Source organism: Rhodococcus sp. CH91, assembly GCF_022554085.1.
Classification (GTDB): domain Bacteria; phylum Actinomycetota; class Actinomycetes; order Mycobacteriales; family Mycobacteriaceae; genus Rhodococcus.
This window is the reverse complement of record NZ_JAKFYR010000001.1, coordinates 426,197-444,133: the sequence shown is the minus strand read 5'-3', so window position 1 is coordinate 444,133 and position 17,937 is coordinate 426,197. Positions and strand designations below refer to the sequence as shown.

Annotated in this window: 15 protein-coding genes; 9 read left to right on the top strand and 6 right to left on the bottom strand. The window is 67.4% G+C overall.

Annotation, left to right across the window (positions count from 1 at the left end):
• The first annotated feature begins 161 nt into the window (after positions 1 to 161).
• The 6 genes from MOM01_RS02110 (at position 162) to MOM01_RS02085 (ending at position 6,579) form a co-directional block, all read left to right on the top strand.
• Positions 162 to 1,727: an AMP-binding protein gene (locus MOM01_RS02110; protein WP_241383724.1), complete on the top strand. Its 1,566-nt coding sequence runs from the start codon at positions 162 to 164 to the stop codon at positions 1,725 to 1,727.
• On the top strand, positions 1,724 to 2,788 hold the full coding sequence (locus MOM01_RS02105; protein WP_241383723.1) for an MBL fold metallo-hydrolase: 1,065 nt from the start codon (positions 1,724 to 1,726) through the stop codon (positions 2,786 to 2,788). The genes MOM01_RS02110 and MOM01_RS02105 overlap by 4 nt, the downstream gene beginning before the upstream one ends.
• Position 2,789: 1 nt before the next feature.
• Entirely contained in the window at positions 2,790 to 3,551 is a 762-nt protein-coding gene (locus tag MOM01_RS02100) for a crotonase/enoyl-CoA hydratase family protein (RefSeq protein ID WP_241383722.1), read from the top strand.
• A gap of 71 nt (positions 3,552 to 3,622) precedes the next feature.
• Complete coding sequence (locus tag MOM01_RS02095) at positions 3,623 to 4,492, top strand: LysR family transcriptional regulator (protein WP_241383721.1); 870 nt, start codon at positions 3,623 to 3,625, stop codon at positions 4,490 to 4,492.
• A 4-nt stretch (positions 4,493 to 4,496) separates the two neighbouring features.
• Positions 4,497 to 5,390: a LysR family transcriptional regulator gene (locus MOM01_RS02090; protein ID WP_241383720.1), complete on the top strand. Its 894-nt coding sequence runs from the start codon at positions 4,497 to 4,499 to the stop codon at positions 5,388 to 5,390.
• A gap of 76 nt (positions 5,391 to 5,466) precedes the next feature.
• Positions 5,467 to 6,579, top strand: a complete 1,113-nt coding sequence (locus MOM01_RS02085; RefSeq protein WP_241383719.1) for a class I SAM-dependent methyltransferase — start codon at positions 5,467 to 5,469, stop codon at positions 6,577 to 6,579.
• Between the two features lie 85 nt (positions 6,580 to 6,664).
• Here MOM01_RS02085 and MOM01_RS02080 read toward each other — a convergent pair whose 3' ends face one another.
• Both MOM01_RS02080 and fabG read right to left on the bottom strand, forming a co-directional pair.
• Positions 6,665 to 7,876, bottom strand: a complete 1,212-nt coding sequence (locus tag MOM01_RS02080) for an acetyl-CoA C-acetyltransferase (protein ID WP_241383718.1) — start codon at positions 7,874 to 7,876, stop codon at positions 6,665 to 6,667.
• Positions 7,877 to 7,913: 37 nt separating this feature from the next.
• Positions 7,914 to 8,654 carry a 3-oxoacyl-ACP reductase FabG gene (fabG, locus tag MOM01_RS02075; protein ID WP_241383717.1) on the bottom strand — a complete coding sequence of 247 codons (741 nt, stop codon included), beginning with the start codon at positions 8,652 to 8,654 and terminating at the stop codon, positions 7,914 to 7,916.
• A 168-nt stretch (positions 8,655 to 8,822) separates the two neighbouring features.
• Here fabG and MOM01_RS02070 point away from each other — a divergent pair, with 168 nt between their 5' ends.
• The gene (locus MOM01_RS02070; RefSeq protein WP_241383716.1) at positions 8,823 to 10,007 is read left to right on the top strand and encodes an acyl-CoA dehydrogenase family protein; all 1,185 of its coding nucleotides are present in this window, start codon (positions 8,823 to 8,825) and stop codon (positions 10,005 to 10,007) included.
• 68 nt (positions 10,008 to 10,075) lie between these two features.
• Here the strand turns inward: MOM01_RS02070 and MOM01_RS02065 are convergent, their stop codons facing one another.
• The 4 genes from MOM01_RS02065 to MOM01_RS02050 all read right to left on the bottom strand — a co-directional run bounded on the left by MOM01_RS02065 (position 10,076) and on the right by MOM01_RS02050 (position 15,197).
• A complete protein-coding gene (locus MOM01_RS02065) occupies positions 10,076 to 11,677 on the bottom strand; it encodes a class I adenylate-forming enzyme family protein (protein WP_241384036.1) in 1,602 nt (533 codons plus the stop codon).
• Positions 11,678 to 11,742: 65 nt separating this feature from the next.
• The gene (locus tag MOM01_RS02060; RefSeq protein WP_241383715.1) at positions 11,743 to 12,507 is read right to left on the bottom strand and encodes an SDR family NAD(P)-dependent oxidoreductase; all 765 of its coding nucleotides are present in this window, start codon (positions 12,505 to 12,507) and stop codon (positions 11,743 to 11,745) included.
• A gap of 43 nt (positions 12,508 to 12,550) precedes the next feature.
• Complete coding sequence (locus MOM01_RS02055) at positions 12,551 to 13,681, bottom strand: thiolase family protein (protein ID WP_241383714.1); 1,131 nt, start codon at positions 13,679 to 13,681, stop codon at positions 12,551 to 12,553.
• 166 nt (positions 13,682 to 13,847) lie between these two features.
• Entirely contained in the window at positions 13,848 to 15,197 is a 1,350-nt protein-coding gene (locus MOM01_RS02050; RefSeq protein ID WP_241383713.1) for an MFS transporter, read from the bottom strand.
• 305 nt (positions 15,198 to 15,502) lie between these two features.
• Between MOM01_RS02050 and MOM01_RS02045 the strand changes: the two genes are divergently transcribed.
• Entirely contained in the window at positions 15,503 to 16,747 is a 1,245-nt protein-coding gene (locus MOM01_RS02045) for a CoA transferase (protein ID WP_241383712.1), read from the top strand.
• Positions 16,744 to 17,937 carry an acyl-CoA dehydrogenase family protein gene (locus MOM01_RS02040; protein WP_241383711.1) on the top strand — a complete coding sequence of 398 codons (1,194 nt, stop codon included), beginning with the start codon at positions 16,744 to 16,746 and terminating at the stop codon, positions 17,935 to 17,937. The genes MOM01_RS02045 and MOM01_RS02040 overlap by 4 nt, the downstream gene beginning before the upstream one ends.

Sequence of the window (17,937 nt, the reverse complement as noted above, 5' to 3'; positions counted from 1 at the left end):
CGGGTCCGAGCCCGGCACACACCCCGTGTCGGATCCGCGCTCATAGGTTTGCCCTAACGTTTCGTGCGGCGGCAGGTCTTTGTGGCCGCAGTCACCGTCGTGATCGACTGGACCGGCGTGGACGGTACGTCCACGGTGTCCGTGTCGATCAGGAGCGTGATGTGAGCGAGTTGCACCTTCCCAACCGAATTCGGCAGCTGGCAACAGAACATCCGGATCGCGCGGCGGTCAGCTCCGGCGGCACGACTCTCACCTTCTCCGAGTTCGACGCCCTCACCGACCGGGTCGCGTCGGCGCTCACGACGGTGCCCGCCGGGTCCCGCCGGATCGGGGCGCTCCTGCGTATGGGTCTGCCCGGTGCGGCCACGTTCGTCGGCTGCGCCAAGGCAGGGCTCGTGTTCACGCCCCTGAACTGGCGCCTGCGTCCCGACGAGATCGCCGACATCGCCGACGATGCCCGGCTCGATGCTCTGATCGTCGAGGACGAGTTCGCGGCGTCCGCGTGCGCAGCCGCCGAGGTACTGCCCGATGTGCAGATCGTCGTGGTGGGCGATGCCTCCACGATTCCCGGCGCGCGCTCGTGGGAGGACTTCGTCGCCTCCGGTGACGGCGCCGACCCCGGATTCGGCGACGACCCGCAGGCCGAGGTCCTGCAACTCTATACATCCGGTACGACCGGGCGTCCCAAAGGTGTTGTGGCCACGCATCACAACATCTTCAACGAACCCCGGAACTTCGCGCTCTACGAGTTCACCGACGATTCCGTCGCTCTCGACGCACTGCCCCTGTTCCACATCGCCGGTGTCGGATGGATGAGCACGACCCTGTCGGCCGGCGTGCACCTGGTGCTGCTCGGGGAGATGCGCCCGGAACCGGTGGCCGCCGCGATCTCCCGGTACGGCATCACCCATGCCTTCCTCGTTCCGTCCGCGATCGGCATGCTGGTGGAGATGCCCGGACTGGCGGACCACGACCTGTCGAGTCTGCATCTCGTCGCCTACGGTGCGTCCCCCATCACGCCCACCCAGCTCGCCCGGGCCATGGACCGCCTCGGCTGCCGCTTCGTGCAGCGTTACGGCATGACCGAGACGATGGGTGCCCTCACGGCCCTGCGCGCCCACGACCACGACCCGCACGGGCCACGTTCGTACCTGCTGCGTTCGGCCGGAACCCCGCTTCCGGGTGTCGACGTGCAGATCCGCGACATCGCCACGGGCGAACCGCTTCCCGTCGGCGAGACCGGGGAGATCGTGTGCCGATCGCGGAACAACACGTCCGGATACTGGCGACGCGACGCGGAGAACGCCGCCCTGTTCACCGCGGACGGTTTCCTGCGCACCGGCGACGCCGGACACCTCGACGAGGACGGCTATCTGTTCGTCACCGACCGAGTGAAGGACATGATCATCACCGGTGGTGAGAACGTCTACCCGATCGAGGTGGAATCCGTCCTGGCCGAACATCCCGCCGTGGCCGAGGTCGCCGTCGTCGGCGTTCCCGACGATCGCTGGGGTGAGGCCGTCACCGCCGTCGTGCGACTGGCTCCGGGTGCGCCCCGGCCGGACGAGGACGAACTCGTCCGGTTCACGGTCGAACGCCTCGCGTCCTACAAGAAGCCGCAGCGCATCCGGTTCGTGGACGAATTGCCCCGCAACGCGAGCGGAAAGGTCCTCAAGCGCACACTGCGCGACGAGTTCGCCCGGGCGCCGGAGGAAACCACGTCATGATCCGCACCGAGGACATCGGTACGGTCCAGCGTGAGGCGTGGGCAGCCCGGACACTGCCACCCGTCGAGGAGGTCCGGCCGGGACTGTGGTCGATACCCGTGCCGATGCCGGACAATCCCCTGCGTTACGTGCTGTCCTACGCGCTCGCGCTCGACAACGGTGTCGCCCTGATCGATCCGGGTATGGACACCGAGGAGTCGTGGGATGCCCTGGTCACGGGTGTCGAGTCCACCGGCCACCACATCACCGAGACGCGTTACGTCGCCGTCACCCATCTGCATCCCGACCATTTCGGTCTTGCGCCCCGGCTGAGGGAGACCGCCGGCGCCGTCATCGCGATGCATGCCGCCGACGCAACGGCTCTCGGGCACTTCACCGCCGAGGACGTCGCCGCCGACAAGGAAGCCTGGCGCGTCGACCTGACGGGACTCGGAGCTCCCCCGGAAGTCGTGGAGGCGGCCCGCTTCGAACTCGTGCGCTTTCCGCCGGGAGAGAGCGCCGACATCGTTCTCGCACACGGAGACCGGCTCGACATTCCGGGCTGGAACATCGAGGCGATCTGGACACCCGGGCATACCCCCGGCCACCTCGCCTTCGTCGACCGCGACCGCGAACTGCTGTTCAGCGGCGACCACATGCTCCCGCGCATCAGCCCCAACATCTCCTCCGGCCCCGGTGAACTGACCGACCCGCTGCACCGATATCTGCTGTCGCTGCACGCGACGACGTCACTTCCCGACTGCGAGGTGCTCCCAGGCCACGAGTACCGCTTCCGTGGGATCACCGAGCGGGCACACCAGCTGATGGATCACCACGAGCTCCGGCTCGGTGAGATCCGTGACGCGATCGCGGCACGACCCGAGTCGACGGCATGGCAGGTGACGACCCGCGTGACGTGGTCCCGGCCCATCGACGTGATGTCACCCCGGTTGCAGCGACTCGCGGTCCGCGAAACCCAGGCGCACCTCATCGTGCTCGCCGACCGAGGCGACATCCGCTCCGACGGTGGAACTCCCGCCCGCTGGACTCTCTCCCCTCCGATCGATACGAAGGAAAACTGACATGAGCGTTGTTCTCACCGAATTCGCCGACGGCGTGGCCGTATTCACCCTCAACCGCCCCGAGGCCAAGAACGCCGTGAACCTCGAGGTCGCGAAAGCGCTGGCCGCCGCCCTCGACGAGTTCGAGGCACGCCCCGACCTGACGATCGGCATTCTCACGGGCTCCGGTGGAACATTCTGCGCCGGAATGGATCTCAAGGCATTTGCCCGCGGTGAGCGTCCGACGATCCCGGGACGCGGTTTCGGTGGCATCACCGAGGCCCCGCCGACCAAACCGCTCATCGCCGCCGTCGAGGGCTGGGCCCTGGCCGGAGGGTGCGAGCTCGCACTCGCCGCCGACCTGATCGTCGCGTCCAGGGATGCGAAATTCGGTATCCCCGAGGTCAAGCGAGGACTCGCAGCGGCCGCAGGCGGCCTCCTGCGCCTGCCGAAGATCCTGCCGTATCCCGTAGCGATGGAGATGGCCATCACCGGCGATCCGCTCACCGCCGAGGTCGCCTACGCACACGGACTGGTCAACCGTGTCACCGAACCCGGCCAGGCACTGGCGGTGGCACAGGAACTCGCGGCTCGCGTCGCAGCGAACGGCCCGCTCGCGGTGCGGGCGACCAAGCAGGTCGTCTCCATGGCCGCCGCCTACACCGATCCCGATGCTTTCGTCGCCCAGCGCGCGTTCATCGATCCGGTGTTCGCCTCGTCCGATGCACAGGAGGGCGCTCGGGCGTTCGCCGAGAAGCGAGCGCCGGTCTGGAAGGGCGAGTAGTCCTGCCGCGCGTCCGGTGGTCACGGCAGGTTCCCCGAGGCCCGATTCACACGGTCGCCTAGGATAGCCGGGTGGACCTGCATCTCGTGACCTACTTCGTGGCTGTCGTCGACCACGGTGGAATCACGAAGGCAGCTCGTGCTCTTTATATTTCGCAACCCTCGTTGTCACAGGCGATCCGCACGCTCGAACGCCGGCTGGGGACGACCCTGTTCGACCGCACCGGACGACGGCTCACGCTCACCGAGGACGGCCGGGCTCTCGAGGTCGCGGCGCGCCGGATCCTCGCCGACGTCGAGCGTGCGAAACAGAAGGTCGCGGCGGTACGCGATCTCGAAGCGGGCCGCGTCGAGATCGTGACCTACGCGACGTTCTCGATCCACCCCGTCATCGAGTTCGTCCAGCGCTTCCGCAGCCGTTACCCGAAACTGACGGTGCGGGTGAGCGACGCCGAAGGTCCGGCCGGGGTGCATGCGGCCCTGCGTCGCGGCGAAGCGGAGATCGGCATCACCGACCTGTCGGTCGAGCACGCCGGCATGATCACGGTGCCGGTGCTCGAGCAGGAGATGGTGCTGGCCCTGCACCCCGATCTCGCGAGCGATGTCCCCGACCCGGTGACACGGGCGCAGGTCCGCGATTTCCCGCTCGTCCTCGACCTCGGGTCCCGCGCGAGCGCCGCGCGCACCGGTGAACTGCTCGGGGAACAGAATGTCGTGGTCGACTGCGCCAACCAGGCCGCCCTGTGGCAGTTCGTCGAACGCGGTACGGCCGGCACGGTGGTACCGCGGCGTGTCGCCGAGAAGCAGATTCCCGGCGCGGTGGTCCGCTCGCTGGACCCGCCGTTCCTGCGTCCCGTCGGACTGGTGATGCGGCCCGGCGACCCTTCCCCGGCGGCCGCGGCCTTCGTCGCGACCACCACGGCCAGCACCTGGGAGGGGTGAGCACATGGAGTTCCGGCAGGTCGAGTATTTCCTCGCCGTCGTGGAGAACGACGGTATCAACGGCGCCGCCGCCGAACTCGGGGTGGCACAACCCACCGTCTCCCAGGCGCTGCGCAGTCTCGAACGCGAGCTGGGCGTACAACTGTTCCATCGCATCGGGCGCGGCATGGTGCTCACAGCAGCGGGCAAGGCTCTCATCGGTCCGAGCCGGCAGATCCTGCGCGATGTGAACGCGGTCGAGGAGTTGCTGACCGTGTCCACCACCGAGGTGACCGGCCGGCTGGACCTGATGGTGTTCCCCGCTCTCGCGACCGGACCGATCGTCGATCTGGTGTCCGAATTCCGGCGCCGGCACCCCAAGGTCACCGCGCGGCTCGGTGATCTGCGGACGGAGGAGTCCACGGCCTCGGTCATCCACGACGGTCACTGCGAATTCGTCGTCACCCATCTGTCCCGTGAGGACGAGGTGGGACTCGAGATCATCGAACTCGGCCAGACGGAGTACTGGCTGGCCTATCCACCCGGTACCGATCTCCCACCCGGACCTCTCCCGTTGGCCGATCTGCCCGACATCCCGATGGTCTTCGTACCGCGAGGTATGGGATCGGTGAGCGATTCGATCGATCACGCGCTACGCCGCGCCGAGGTCCGGCGTCCCATCTCGGTACTCACCGACCATCGGGAGGCCCGGCTGCCGATGGTGCTCGCAGGTCTGGGTGGATCCTTCGTCGAGCGTTCCCTCGCCGAGTCGGTGCAGGACGTGGCGGTGGTCCGTCCGTGCGAGCCGACCTTCGCGCAGTCGTACGGGCTGGTGTTCGACCCGGCTTCGCTGTCGAAGGCGGGCCGGGCGTTCGTCGACTTCGTGCGGTCGTCCGAGGAGATCGCGCCGAAGGGGTGACTTCCCGGGGGACGGTGACATCCGGACGGCGGGGCGCGAGGATGAACGGGTACGACACCCGCTTCCGCGTCGGGAGATGATCCGTATGTCCGCTTCGGCGACCTCCCCCACCGATCTCGACTCCGTGGACGCCTTCGCGCAGCGCGTCCTCGATTCCGTGCTCGGCAGCATGGACACCCTCGCCATCCTGCTCGGTGACCGTCTCGGCTGGTATCGAAGCCTCGCCGAGGACGGACCCGCCGCCGCCGACGAACTGGCCGCACGCACCGGCACCCACCCGCGCTACACCCGCGAATGGCTCGAACAGCAGGCCGTGACGGGCCTGCTGGGCGTCGAGGACGGCGATCCGCCCCGCTTCGTCCTGTCGCCCGCCGGTCGCGAAGTGCTCACCGATCCCCACAGCCTGTCCTATCTCGCACCGCTCGCCCGGATGATCTGCGGCGCCACCATGCAACTTCCCGGCCTGCTCGAGGCGTACCGCGACGGCGGTGGGGTGAGCTGGAGCCGGTTCGGCCGTGACGTGCGTGAATCCCAGGCCGATGCGAACAGACCCCTGTTCGAGAAGTCGCTACCCGGCGCCCTGCGCTCGATACCCGAGATCGACCGGATGCTCGGCGAACCCGGCGCACGGATCGCCGATATCGGTTGCGGCGGAGGATGGTCCACGATCACGCTCGCGCGCACCTATCCGGGATCCCACGTGCACGGTGTCGACATCGACCCGCCCTCGGTCGCTCTCGCCCGGTCGAATCTCGCTACCGAGAGCCGCACCGACGACGATGTGGCACAACGGGTCACCTTCACCCGGTGCGATGCATCCGAACTCCCGGCAGGGCACTTCCGTGCGGCCTTCGCATTCGAGTGTCTCCACGACATGCCGCGTCCGGTCGAGGTCCTGGCCGCGGTACGGCGTTCGCTCACACCGGGCGGGTTCATGATCGTCATGGACGAAGCGGTCGCCGAGACCTTCACCGCTCCCGGCGACGACCTCGAACGACTCATGTACGGCTACAGCCTCACGGTGTGCCTTCCCGACGGAATGAGCCACACACCGAGTGCCGCGACAGGGACGGTCATGCGGCCCGCCACGCTTCGGCGCTACGCGCTCGACGCGGGTTTCACCGCTGTGGACGTTCTACCCATCGAGGATGTCGGATTCTTCCGCTTCTACCTGCTCCGCACCGGATAGGGCCGCGGGCAGCGCCACGGGGAGGCCGTGTGCGGGCTTCGTGGGAAACACGCACACGACCTCCGCGCCGTCACGAGTGGCGCTGTCAGGAGACGCGTTCGAAGACCGCGGCCAGCCCCTGCCCGCCGCCGATGCACATCGTCTCGAGACCGTAGCGGGCCTCGCGGCGGTGCAGTTCGCGGGCCAGGCTCGCGAGCATGCGTCCGCCGGTCGCGCCGACCGGGTGGCCGAGGGAGATGCCCGAACCGTGCACGTTCGTGCGCTCGAAGTCGGACTTGCCGAACTTCCACTCCCGCGTCACCGCGAGTGCCTGCGCGGCGAATGCCTCGTTGAGTTCGATGAGATCGACGTCGGTGAGGGTGATCCCGGCCCGGTTCAGAGCGATCTCCGTGGCAGGTACGGGACCGATACCCATGATCTTGGGCTGCACACCGGCGAGACCCCACGAGACGATCCGCACCAGCGGGGTCAGACCGAGTTCGGACGCCTTCTCGGCAGTGGTCACGATCGCCATCGACGCCGCGTCGTTCTGCCCGCTGGCGTTGCCCGCGGTGACGGTGGCGTCGGGATCCTGCTTGCCCATGATCGGACGGAGCTTCGAGAGCGTCTCGACGGTCGTGTCGGCGCGCGGGTGCTCGTCGGTGTCGATGACCTCCTCGCCCTTACGGCTGCTGACGGTGACCGGCACGATCTCCTCGGCGAGGATGCCGTTCTTCTGCGCGGCGACGGCGCGGGCGTGCGATTCCGCGGCGAGCTCGTCCTGCTCGAGACGAGTGATGCCGTACTCGGCGCGCAGGTTCTCGGCGGTCTCGATCATGCCGCCGGGCACGGGATAGAAGCGTCCACCGGCCGTGGATCGCGCCCGTACGAGACCGTCGTGCATCTGCACTCCGCTGCGGGCGCCACCCCAGCGGATGTCGGTCGAGTAGAACGCGGCGTTGCTCATCGACTCGGTGCCCCCGGCGACGACGAGATCGTGGTCGCCGTTGCCGACCTGGAAGGCGGCCTGGATGACGGCTTGCAGACCCGAACCGCAGCGACGGTCGATGTGCATGCCCGGCACGGTGACCGGCAGTCCGGCGTCGAGGGCGACGACCCGGCCGATCGCAGGTGCCTCGCTGTTGCCGTTGCAATGGCCGAGGATGACGTCCTGAACCTGTTCGGGCGCAACACCGGTGCGATCGAGCAGACCCTTCAGTGCTGCGACACCGAGATCGACCGCAGTGAGGGACTTGAACATTCCTCCGTAGCGGCCGATCGGAGTACGGACCGGCTCGCAGACGACTACTTCGCGCATGATGACCTTTCGGGAGAACCGGGTGACGGAGCGACCGTCACATGAAGCGGCCGCCGGTGACCTCGAGGACGGTGCCGGTCATGTAGGAGGACATATCGGAGGCGAGGAACAAAGCAACGGAAGCGATCTCGCCGACCTCACCGGGCCGGCCCATCGGGATCTCGTTCATCTTCTGATCCCAGGCCTTCTGCGGCATGGCCTCGGTCATCGCCGAGCGGATCAGGCCGGGCTGGATCGCGTTGACCCGCACACCGTGGTGCGCCATCTCCTTCGCGGCAGCCTTGGTCAGACCGACGATGCCGGCCTTCGCGGCCGAGTAGTTGGTCTGTCCGACCATGCCGACCTTGCCGGACAGCGACGAGATGTTGACGATCGCGCCGCGCTTGGCCTCACGCATGATCGCGGCGGCCTTGCGGGTGCCGTGCCAGGTTCCCTTCAGATGCACCGCGATGACCAGATCGAAGTCCTCCTCCGTCATCGTGCGCATGGTGGCGTCGCGGGTGATGCCCGCGTTGTTGACGACGACGTCGAGCGAACCGAAACCGTCGAGGGCCTCGGCGAGCAGGGTGTCCCAATCGTCGGACTCGACGACGTTCGCCCGCACCGCGCGGGCGACGTCACGGCCACCGAGCTTCTCCGCGGCGGCGTTCGCGGCGTCGAGGTCGAGGTCGCCGATCACCACGCGGGCACCGGCGGCGACGAATTCCTGCGCAATGGCGAAACCGATTCCCTGAGCGGCACCGGTGATGACGGCAGTGCGATTCTCCAGCAGAGACATCCAAGATTCCTTTCGGTGGGGCACGTACCGGCCCCCGAATGTGTCGATGTCGTCGAATATAACGGCGATCGGTGCTGGTAGCGCCCTTCCGAACCATCGAGAATGCCTATACGGGAATGGCGCCATTCGTATTGGACACCTCACGTGGGCGATACGAAACTCGAGTACATGACACTCTCCATCCCTGCCCCCGAGGTCGACGAAGACGACTTCCGCGAGATCCTCGCCCAGACCCGCGCGTTCGTCCGGAATGTGGTCGTCCCGCGCGAGCAGGAGATCGCAGACACCAATGCGATCCCCGAGGACATCCGCGCGGCCGCGAAGGAGATGGGCCTGTTCGGTTACGCGATTCCGCAGCAGTGGGGCGGGCTCGGCCTGAATCTGCAGCAGGACGCCGAACTCGCCATGGAGCTCGGCTACACGACACTGTCGCTGCGCTCGATGTTCGGCACCAACAACGGCATCGCCGGTCAGGTTCTCGTCAACTTCGGTACCGACGAGCAGAAGGAGCAGTGGCTCGAAGGCATCGCCTCGGGCGAGGTCGTCGCATCCTTCGCCCTGACCGAGCCGGGCGCCGGGTCGAACCCCTCGGGACTGCGTGCCAAGGCCGTGCGCGACGGCGACGATTGGGTGATCACCGGCGAGAAGCGCTTCATCACCAATGCCCCACTGGCGAATCTGTTCGTCGTCTTCGCCCGCACCCGTCCGGCAGACGAGAACGGGACCGGCATCGCGGTCTTCCTCGTCCCCGCCGACACTCCGGGTGTCCGGGTGGGAAACAAGGACGCGAAGATGGGCCAGGAAGGTGCCTGGACCGCCGACGTGCACTTCGACGAGGTACGCGTCCCGGCTTCGTCATTGGTCGGCGGCAGTGAGGATGTCGGCTACAAGGCCGCGATGATCTCCCTGGCCCGTGGTCGCGTACATATCGCCGCGCTGTCGGTCGGCCAGGCCCAGCGGGCCCTCGACGAATCCGTCGCCTACGCCGCGACCGCCACCCAGGGTGGCACCCCGATCGGGAACTTCCAGCTCGTACAGGCGATGATCGCCGACCAGCAGACCGGTGTGATGGCCGGCCGCGCACTCGTGCGCGACGCCGCGAAGGCATGGGTCGAGGAGACCGATCGCCGGATCGCGCCCTCGGTGGCGAAGCTGTACTGCACCGAAATGGTCGGCAAGGTAGCCGATCTCGCGGTGCAGATCCACGGCGGTACCGGATACATGCGGGAGGTGCCGGTCGAACGCATCTACCGCGACGTGCGACTGCTGCGCCTGTACGAGGGCACCAGCGAGATCCAGCGCCTGATCATCGGCGGCGGACTCGTCAAGCAGGAACAGAAGAAGAACTCCTGAGTTCCACGTCCGCCTTCCCACGGCGAAGCCCCCGGTACCTCGATACCCGGGGGCTTCGCCGTGCTGCGTCAGGAAACCGACAGGCGTGACCGCAGATCCGTCTTGAGGATCTTGCCCGCCGGCGAGGTCGGCAGCGCGTCGACCATCACGACCTCGCGAATCTTCTTGTACGGCAGGACACGTTCGGCGACGAACGCCTTCAGCTCGTCCTCCTCGAGGTCCTCACCGTCGACCGGGACGACGAAGGCGACCGGTTCCTGACCGACCGGGCCCGCCTCACGACCGACGACGGCGGCGGTGGACACCTTCGGGTGCGTCACCAGGATCTCCTCGAGCTCACGCGGATAGACGTTGTAGCCCTTGTAGATCAGCATGTCCTTCGCGCGGTCGGCGATGTAGAGGAAGCCGTCGGCATCGCGATAGGCGATGTCGCCGGTCGCGAGCCAGCCGTCGACATACTGCTCCGCGGTGATCTCCGGGTGCCCGAGATAACCGTCGGTGACCTGCGGTCCGCGAATCCACAGTTCGCCGCGTTCGCCGTCGGGGAGGACGACGGACGGGTCGATCTGCGAACGGATCTCGATCTCGGTGTCGAAGACGGGTAGGCCCACACTGCCCAGGCGGTACTCGGAGTCGACGACGAGCGGCATGGCCGTGACGACACAGGTGCCCTCGGTGAGCCCGTAACCCTCCGCGATGCGTGCCTCGGGGAACGCACGCCCGAGATTCTCGAGGGTCACGTGGTCGATCGGCGCGGCACCGGACGACACGACCCGCACGGTGGACAGATCGCGGGTCCCGACGTCCGGATGTGTGGCGAGCGCGTGCCACATCGCCGGGCTACCGGTGATATAGCTCGCCTCGTACCGTTCGATCAGCTCGAGCATCCGTCCCGGCTCGAACCGTCCCGCGAGGACCTGGGTCAGGCCGCATGCGAGCAGGAAAGACGTGTTGATCAGCGCGTGAGCGTGGAACAACGGCGACACCACGATCGTCGAACCGACGCCCGGGACGACGCCCGCGATCTCGAGATCGTCGATCTTGTCGAGGCTGATACGTCCGTCGACGTCGGCGACCAGTTGATGACCGGCACGCCACGCACACATCTGCGTGACGTTGCCGACGACGTTGCGGTGCAGTACCCGTACGCCCTTCGAAATACCCGTCGTGCCACCGGTGTACGCGATGTGCGCAACATCGTCGGGTCCGGTGAGGACCGGTTCGAAGGTAGGAGGCCGCCGCTCCAGCGCATCGCCGAAACGCACGGCACCCGGTGCGGTGACCGCCTCGCCGGAGACGACGGAGATCGATCGGACGCCGGTTCCTTCCACAGCCCGGAGCAGGATGCCGAGTTGCTCGGCACCGGTGACCACCGCGGACGCGGAGGTCTCCTCGATCTGCCGGCGCAGACCCGGCTCGGGCTGGAGCGGATTGACCAGCGTGACCGCCGCCCCCACCCGGAGTGCGCCGTAATAGGCGATGTGGAACTCGACGCAGTTGCCCAGGTGCAGCAGAACGACATCGCGCGCCCGCACCCCGGCCTCGTGCAGCACGCCGGCGAACTGCGCCGACCGGGCGTCGAGGTCGTTGTAGGTGAGGATCCGGTCGCCGTCCACCACCGCCGGCCGGTCGCCGTAGACGGCAGCGAGGCTCGGCGCCCACACCGCCATCGTCGTCGCCGGATACGACAGGCTGCGCTGCGCCGGGCCGGAAGCCGAACCCACAGTCTTCCGGCTCAACGCGGCGCCATACGGATGGCGCCGTCGAGACGGATGGTCTCGCCGTTGAGGTAGCCGTTCTCGAGGATGTTGGTGGCGAGGCGGCCGAACTCGTCCGGGCTGCCCAGACGTGACGGGTTGGGCACCGTCGCCTCCAGCGACTTGCGGACGTCGTCGCGCAGACGGGCGAGCAGCGGGGTGTCCATGATGCCCGGTGCGATGGTGTTGACGCGGATGCCCCTGCTCGCGAGATCGCGCGCGGCGACGATCGTCATGCCGACGATGCCGGCCTTCGACGCCGAGTAGTTGATCTGGCCGATCTGCCCCTCGAAAGCGGCGACGGAGGCCGTCATGACCACTGCACCGCGCTCGTCGTCGATGAGGTCGAGTTCGGCCATCCGCTCGGCACCGAGACGCAACGCGTTGAACGAACCGACGAGGTTGAGGCGGATCACGAATTCGAAGTCCTCGAGCGAACCGGCCTTGCCCTCCTTGTCGAGGACACGCATCTTGCGACCGGCACCGGCGCAGTGCACCACACCGCGCAGACCCCCGCGCTCGTGCGCGACGTCGAGAGCCGCTGCGAACTGTTCCGGGTCGGTCACGTCGCCGGGAGCGAAGACCGTACCGTCGCCGAGTTCCCGGGCGACCTCCTCGCCGTTCGAGCTCGGCAGGTCGATCAGGGTGACGTTGCCCCCGGCAGCCAGGACACGACGTGCGGTGGCGAGACCGAGACCGGACGCCCCACCGGTGACGGCGACGGACAGACCCTTGAGTTCCATAGTGCTTCCTTCGAGATTCGTAGCGGCTGGATGACGAGGTGGATCAGAGCAGTTCGAGAATGGTGGCGTTGGCCATGCCGCCGGCCTCGCACATCGACTGCAGGCCGTAGCGGATGCCGTTGTCACGCATGTGGTGGACGAGTCGGGTCATGAGGATCGCACCGGATCCACCGAGCGGATGGCCGACACCGATCGCACCGCCGAGCGGGTTCAGGCGGTCGGGCTTCGCTCCGGTCTCGACCTGCCACGCGAGGGGCACCGGCGCGAAGGCCTCGTTGATCTCGAAGACCCCGATGTCGTCGATGGACAGCCCGGAACGCTTCAGCGCCTTCGCGGTCGCGGGGATCGGGCCGGTGAGCATGACGACCGGGTCGTCGGCCGCGACGACGGCGGTATGGATGCGGGCGAGCGGGTTCCAGCCCTGTGACGCAGCGTATTCGCTCGTAGTGATGAGCAGGGCACCGGCACCGTCGGAGATCTGCGAGGAGTTGCCGGCGTGGATCACCCCGTCCTCCTTGAAGACCGTCTTCAGCTTCGCGAGCGAGTCGAGGCTGCCGCCGCGGCGGATACCCTCGTCCGTGGCGAAGTCGCCGACCGGGGCGATCTGCCCGGTGAAGGCTCCCGCGTCGGTGGCAGCTGCGGACAGTTCGTGTGATCGCAGCGAGTACTCGTCGAGCCGGGTGCGGGAGAAGCCCCACTTCTCGGCGATCATCTCGGCGCCGATGCCCTGCCCGAAGCCTGCGACCCCGAAGCGGTCGAGCACGTTCTGCGGGAAATGCTGCCCGTCCTTGGCGGCGCTGCCCATAGGCACGCGGCTCATGGACTCGACACCACCGGCGATCACGACGTCGCTCTGTCCGGAGACGACGGTCGCGGCGGCGAAGGACACGGCCTGCTGGCTCGACCCGCACGCGCGGTTGATGGTGGTGGCGGGCACGGTAACCGGCCATCCGGCAGCGAACACGGCGCTGCGCGAGACGATTCCGGCCTGGTCGCCGACCTGGCTCACACAACCCCACTGCACGTCGTCGACGGTGGCGGGGTCGAGGCCGGTGCGCTCGGCCAGTGCCGTCAGCACATGCGCGGACAGGTTGACGGGGTGGAGCTCGGACAGTGCACCACCGCGGCGTCCGATGGGGGAACGGACGGCGTCGACGATCACGGCATCGCGCATGCGAAACGATCCTTTGCTCTTGCAGGACACGGCTGCGGAGCAACCGCTGTGGGAAACGACGACCGGCCGGGTGGTGGTCCTCACATTCGAGGAGACCATGCACCCGGCCGGTAGGGGAAAGTCTTTCGGCGGAATCCTCCGTTAGGCGGAAGCTATGCCGACGCGGTCAGGCGGCCGACCGGATGATCGCGCGGTCACGTTCCGGGTCTGCCAGGAAGAGCACCAGGACGGCGGCGAGCGCACCGAGTGCACCGATGACCTGGAAGGCTGTGGCGTAGCCCTCCGCCGCGGTGGCGGCATTGTCGACGAGGACACCCGTGCCGTAGGGAGCCACGAGTCCGCCGACGGCCATCAGCGCGAGGAAGACACCCATCGTGCCGGCGGTCTGCTGCGGGGGGCACAACTCGGAGATCGCGGCATTGATCAACGGGAACGCGATGGCACCGAAGCCGTAGCCGACGGAGACGACCGCGACGGCGAGAGCCGGCGTACCGATGGACGGAAGGAAGACCAGGATCGCACCGCAGACGAGCACGCCGACAGCGGGCACGATGATGCGGACGACCCGCGAGCGGTAGCCCTTCGCGCTCAAACGGTCGGTGACAGTACCCGAGGTGATCATGAGGAACAGACCGATGATGGACGGCAGGGCGAACATCGATCCGGCCTGCAGGGCGCTGTAGCCGAGGCCCACCTCGAAGTACGAAGGCAGCCAGGTCAGTACGACGGTGGTCAACGCGTAGACGACCATGATCAGGATCGCGCAGCTCACGAACGTGCGGGTGAGCAGGATCTTGCGCCACGGCACGGACGGTTCGGTCCGGCCGGCGGCGTCGGGGCCTTCGACGGTCTTGCCGACCGCCTTGCCGGCGAAGGGCCCTTCCTTCCAGCCGACGAGCCAGCAGGTCATCCAGACCGCGCCGAGGATCGACAGCGAGACGAGCGCGGCACGCCAGCCCCACTCGACGGTGATGAAGGTCAGCACGGGAGCGAGTGCGATCTTGGCGACCGATGCGGAACCGGCCAGGAAAGCACCGGGCAGACCACGCTTGGCCGGCGGATGCCACGAGTACGCGGCGGTGTGCATGAGCGCCGAACTCGGGCCTTCGGCGAGGCCGAGCAACATGCGCGTGACCACGAGCATCACGAAGCTCGCGCTGACGACGAGCGGCAGCATGACCACCGACCAGATCAGGCCGAGGGCGAGCAGGGCCCAGCGCAGCGTCAGGTACTTCGCGAGCGGCCCGGCGAAGAACCCGCCGACGGTGAATGTGACGAAGAACAGCGAACCGACGAGACCGATCTGGGAGGAGGTCATGCCGAGTTCGCGTGCCAGCGGCTGGGCGATGATGCCGAGAACGGCCTTGTCGGCATAGTTCACGACGTAGAGGAAGATGACCAATCCGGTCATGCTCCACGCGCGGCCGGGGGTCACCAGAGGTGTCGAACCCGTCGCCGACCGGGTGCGGTCGCCGGCGGTACCCGACTTGTCGTGCGAAATTTCGCCTGTGGTCACTGGGAGTCCCTTCAGAACTCGAGCGGGATATCCGACCTGCGGGGCACCATGTGCCCCACCGTCGGGGGAAACGTCACGCCTGGCGTCTGCATGCATTGAACGTGAGCCGGGTCACGGTGCGCAAAGTGCGGTAGGCGAACGAATCGATCACCGAAACCTATGGCTGCTCACAAAAAGGATTCCGCCACATGGAGTATTGGTCTGCGCTAATCGAAAGATAGCCGATCGGTGCTGTTGCAGCTGGTGGAGCCTGGGGCATGCTGACTGTGCCCGAACCACCCCTGACGAGGACGAGCGAGCCCAGCATGAACTCCACCGCTTCCACCGACGAGCTGCCCTCGTCCACTGCGCCCTTCGCGGGGGTGCGCGTGGTCGAGGTGTCGAGTTTCGTGGCCGCGCCACTGTGCGGCATGACTCTGGCCGCGCTCGGCGCCGACGTGATCCGCGTCGATCCGATCGGAGGGGCCGCCGACTACCGCCGCTGGCCGGTGACCGAGGACAACGAATCCATCTACTGGGCGGGCCTGAACAAGGGCAAGCGCTCCTTCGCAGCGGATTTCCGCAGTCCGGAAGCCCAAGCGCTGATCCGCGATCTCATCATCGACGCCGGGGTGCTGGTGACGAACGCTGCCGGTCGCTCGTGGCTCGACTACGACGAGCTCACCTCGATCCGCCCCGACCTGATCCACGTCCAGGTCCTCGGCCGCGCCGACGGGTCCGGCGCCGTGGACTACACCGTCAACGCCGCCGCCGGATTCCCGCAGGTCACCGGCGCCGAGAACGTTTCCACCCCGGTCAATCACGTACTGCCGGCCTGGGACGTCTCGTGCGGTCTGTACGCCGCGCTGTCCGTCGCCTCGGCCGTCTACCGGCGCGAGATCACCGGCGCCGGATCGAAGATCGTGCTGCCGCTCGAGGACGTCGCCTTCGCGACCGTGGGCAATCTCGGTTACATCGCCGAGGCCCAGCTCGGCCGTCCTGCCCGGGAGAAGGTCGGCAACTCGGTCTACGGTACCTACGGCGCCGACTTCGCCTCCGCCGACGGCGCGCGGTTCATGATCGTAGCGCTGACACCGCGGCACTTCCGCGACCTGACCGTTCTGACCGGCACGGCGGAGGCAGTCGCCGCGCTCGAATCCGCGCTGGGCGTGGACTTCCGGGACGAGGGCACGCGATTCGAGCACCGCCACGTACTCGACAGCCTCTTCGGCGCCTGGTTCTCCCGGCACACCGCTGCGGAAGTCGAAGCAGCCCTGGCGGGTACGTCGATCCTGCACGAGCGATACCGCACCTTCGCCGAACTCGCCGCGGACCCCCGCGTGACCGGCAATCCGATGTTCCACGAGCTCGACCAACCGCGGATCGGCCGGTATCACGCGCCGAGCACCCCGATGTCGTTCGACGGCGCCTATCCTGCAGTCCGGCCGGCTCCGGCCAACGGTGACGACACCGCCGCAGTGCTCACCGAACATCTCGGGCTCACCGACGAGGAGATCGACGCCCTCGCAGCATCCGGCATCATCCGCATCACGAAGGAAGAGCACGCATGACCCGCCTCGCCCAGACTCTCGGCCTGACCGAGTTCCAGACCGAGATCCTCGACACCGTACGCACTTTCGTCGACCGTGAGATCATCCCGAACGCGCAGGAGCTGGAGCACTCCGACACCTACCCTCAGGCCATCGTGGACCGGATGCGCGAGATGGGCCTGTTCGGGTTGATGATCCCCGAGGAATACGGCGGTCTCGGTGAGTCGCTGCTGACCTATGCGTTGTGCGTCGAGGAACTCGCCCGAGGCTGGATGAGCGTCTCCGGCGTCATCAACACCCATTTCATCGTCGCCTACATGATCCGTCAGCACGGCACCGAGGCGCAGAAGCAGCACTTCCTGCCTCGCATGGCCACCGGTGAGGTCCGCGGGGCATTCTCGATGTCCGAACCCGAGCTCGGCTCGGACGTCGCCGCGATCCGCACCAAGGCCAAGCGCGACGACGAGGGCAACTATGTCGTCAACGGCCAGAAGATGTGGCTTACCAACGGTGGCAGTTCCACCCTCGTCGCCGCCCTCGTCAAGACCGACGAAGGCGCCGACCAGGCGCACCGGAACCTGACGACCTTCCTCGTCGAGAAGCCTGCGGGCTTCGGGGAGGTCGCGCCGGGCCTGATCATCCCCGGCAAGATCGACAAGATGGGCTACAAGGGCATCGACACCACCGAGCTCGTCTTCGACAACTACCGGATCTCGGCCGATTCGATCCTCGGCGGCACTCCCGGCAAGGGCTTCTTCCAGATGATGGACGGCGTCGAGGTCGGCCGCGTCAACGTCTCGGCCCGCGCGTGCGGGGTCGCCATCCGCGCGTTCGAGCTCGCCGCACGGTATGCCCAGCAACGCAGCACTTTCGGCAAGCCCATCGCCCAGCACCAGGCGATCTCCTTCTCCCTTGCCGAGATGGCCACCAAGGTCGAGGCCGCGCACCTGATGATGGTCAACGCCGCACGCCTGAAGGACTCCGGCGAACGCAACGACGTCGCCGCGGGCATGGCCAAATATCTCACCAGCGAGTACTGCTCCGAGGTCACCCAGGCCAGCTTCCGTATCCACGGCGGCTACGGCTACTCCAAGGAATACGAGATCGAACGCCTCATGCGCGAGGCGCCCTTCCTGCTCATCGGTGAGGGCACCAGCGAGATCCAGAAGACCATCATCAGCAAGGGTGTCATGCGCAGCTATTCGCTGTAA

What these genes read in the sequence shown, in the direction of transcription:
- MOM01_RS02105 (WP_241383723.1), top strand. Translation starts at nt 1,724, where the DNA reads ATGATCCGCACCGAGGACATCGGTACGGTCCAGCGTGAGGCGTGGGCA.
- MOM01_RS02100 (WP_241383722.1), top strand. Translation starts at nt 2,790, where the DNA reads ATGAGCGTTGTTCTCACCGAATTCGCCGACGGCGTGGCCGTATTCACC.
- MOM01_RS02090 (WP_241383720.1), top strand. Translation starts at nt 4,497, where the DNA reads ATGGAGTTCCGGCAGGTCGAGTATTTCCTCGCCGTCGTGGAGAACGAC.
- MOM01_RS02085 (WP_241383719.1), top strand. Translation starts at nt 5,467, where the DNA reads ATGATCCGTATGTCCGCTTCGGCGACCTCCCCCACCGATCTCGACTCC.
- MOM01_RS02080 (WP_241383718.1), bottom strand. Translation starts at nt 7,876, where the DNA reads ATGCGCGAAGTAGTCGTCTGCGAGCCGGTCCGTACTCCGATCGGCCGC.
- fabG (WP_241383717.1), bottom strand. Translation starts at nt 8,654, where the DNA reads ATGTCTCTGCTGGAGAATCGCACTGCCGTCATCACCGGTGCCGCTCAG.
- MOM01_RS02070 (WP_241383716.1), top strand. Translation starts at nt 8,823, where the DNA reads ATGACACTCTCCATCCCTGCCCCCGAGGTCGACGAAGACGACTTCCGC.
- MOM01_RS02065 (WP_241384036.1), bottom strand. Translation starts at nt 11,677, where the DNA reads ATGGCGGTGTGGGCGCCGAGCCTCGCTGCCGTCTACGGCGACCGGCCG.
- MOM01_RS02060 (WP_241383715.1), bottom strand. Translation starts at nt 12,507, where the DNA reads ATGGAACTCAAGGGTCTGTCCGTCGCCGTCACCGGTGGGGCGTCCGGT.
- MOM01_RS02055 (WP_241383714.1), bottom strand. Translation starts at nt 13,681, where the DNA reads ATGCGCGATGCCGTGATCGTCGACGCCGTCCGTTCCCCCATCGGACGC.
- MOM01_RS02045 (WP_241383712.1), top strand. Translation starts at nt 15,503, where the DNA reads ATGAACTCCACCGCTTCCACCGACGAGCTGCCCTCGTCCACTGCGCCC.
- MOM01_RS02040 (WP_241383711.1), top strand. Translation starts at nt 16,744, where the DNA reads ATGACCCGCCTCGCCCAGACTCTCGGCCTGACCGAGTTCCAGACCGAG.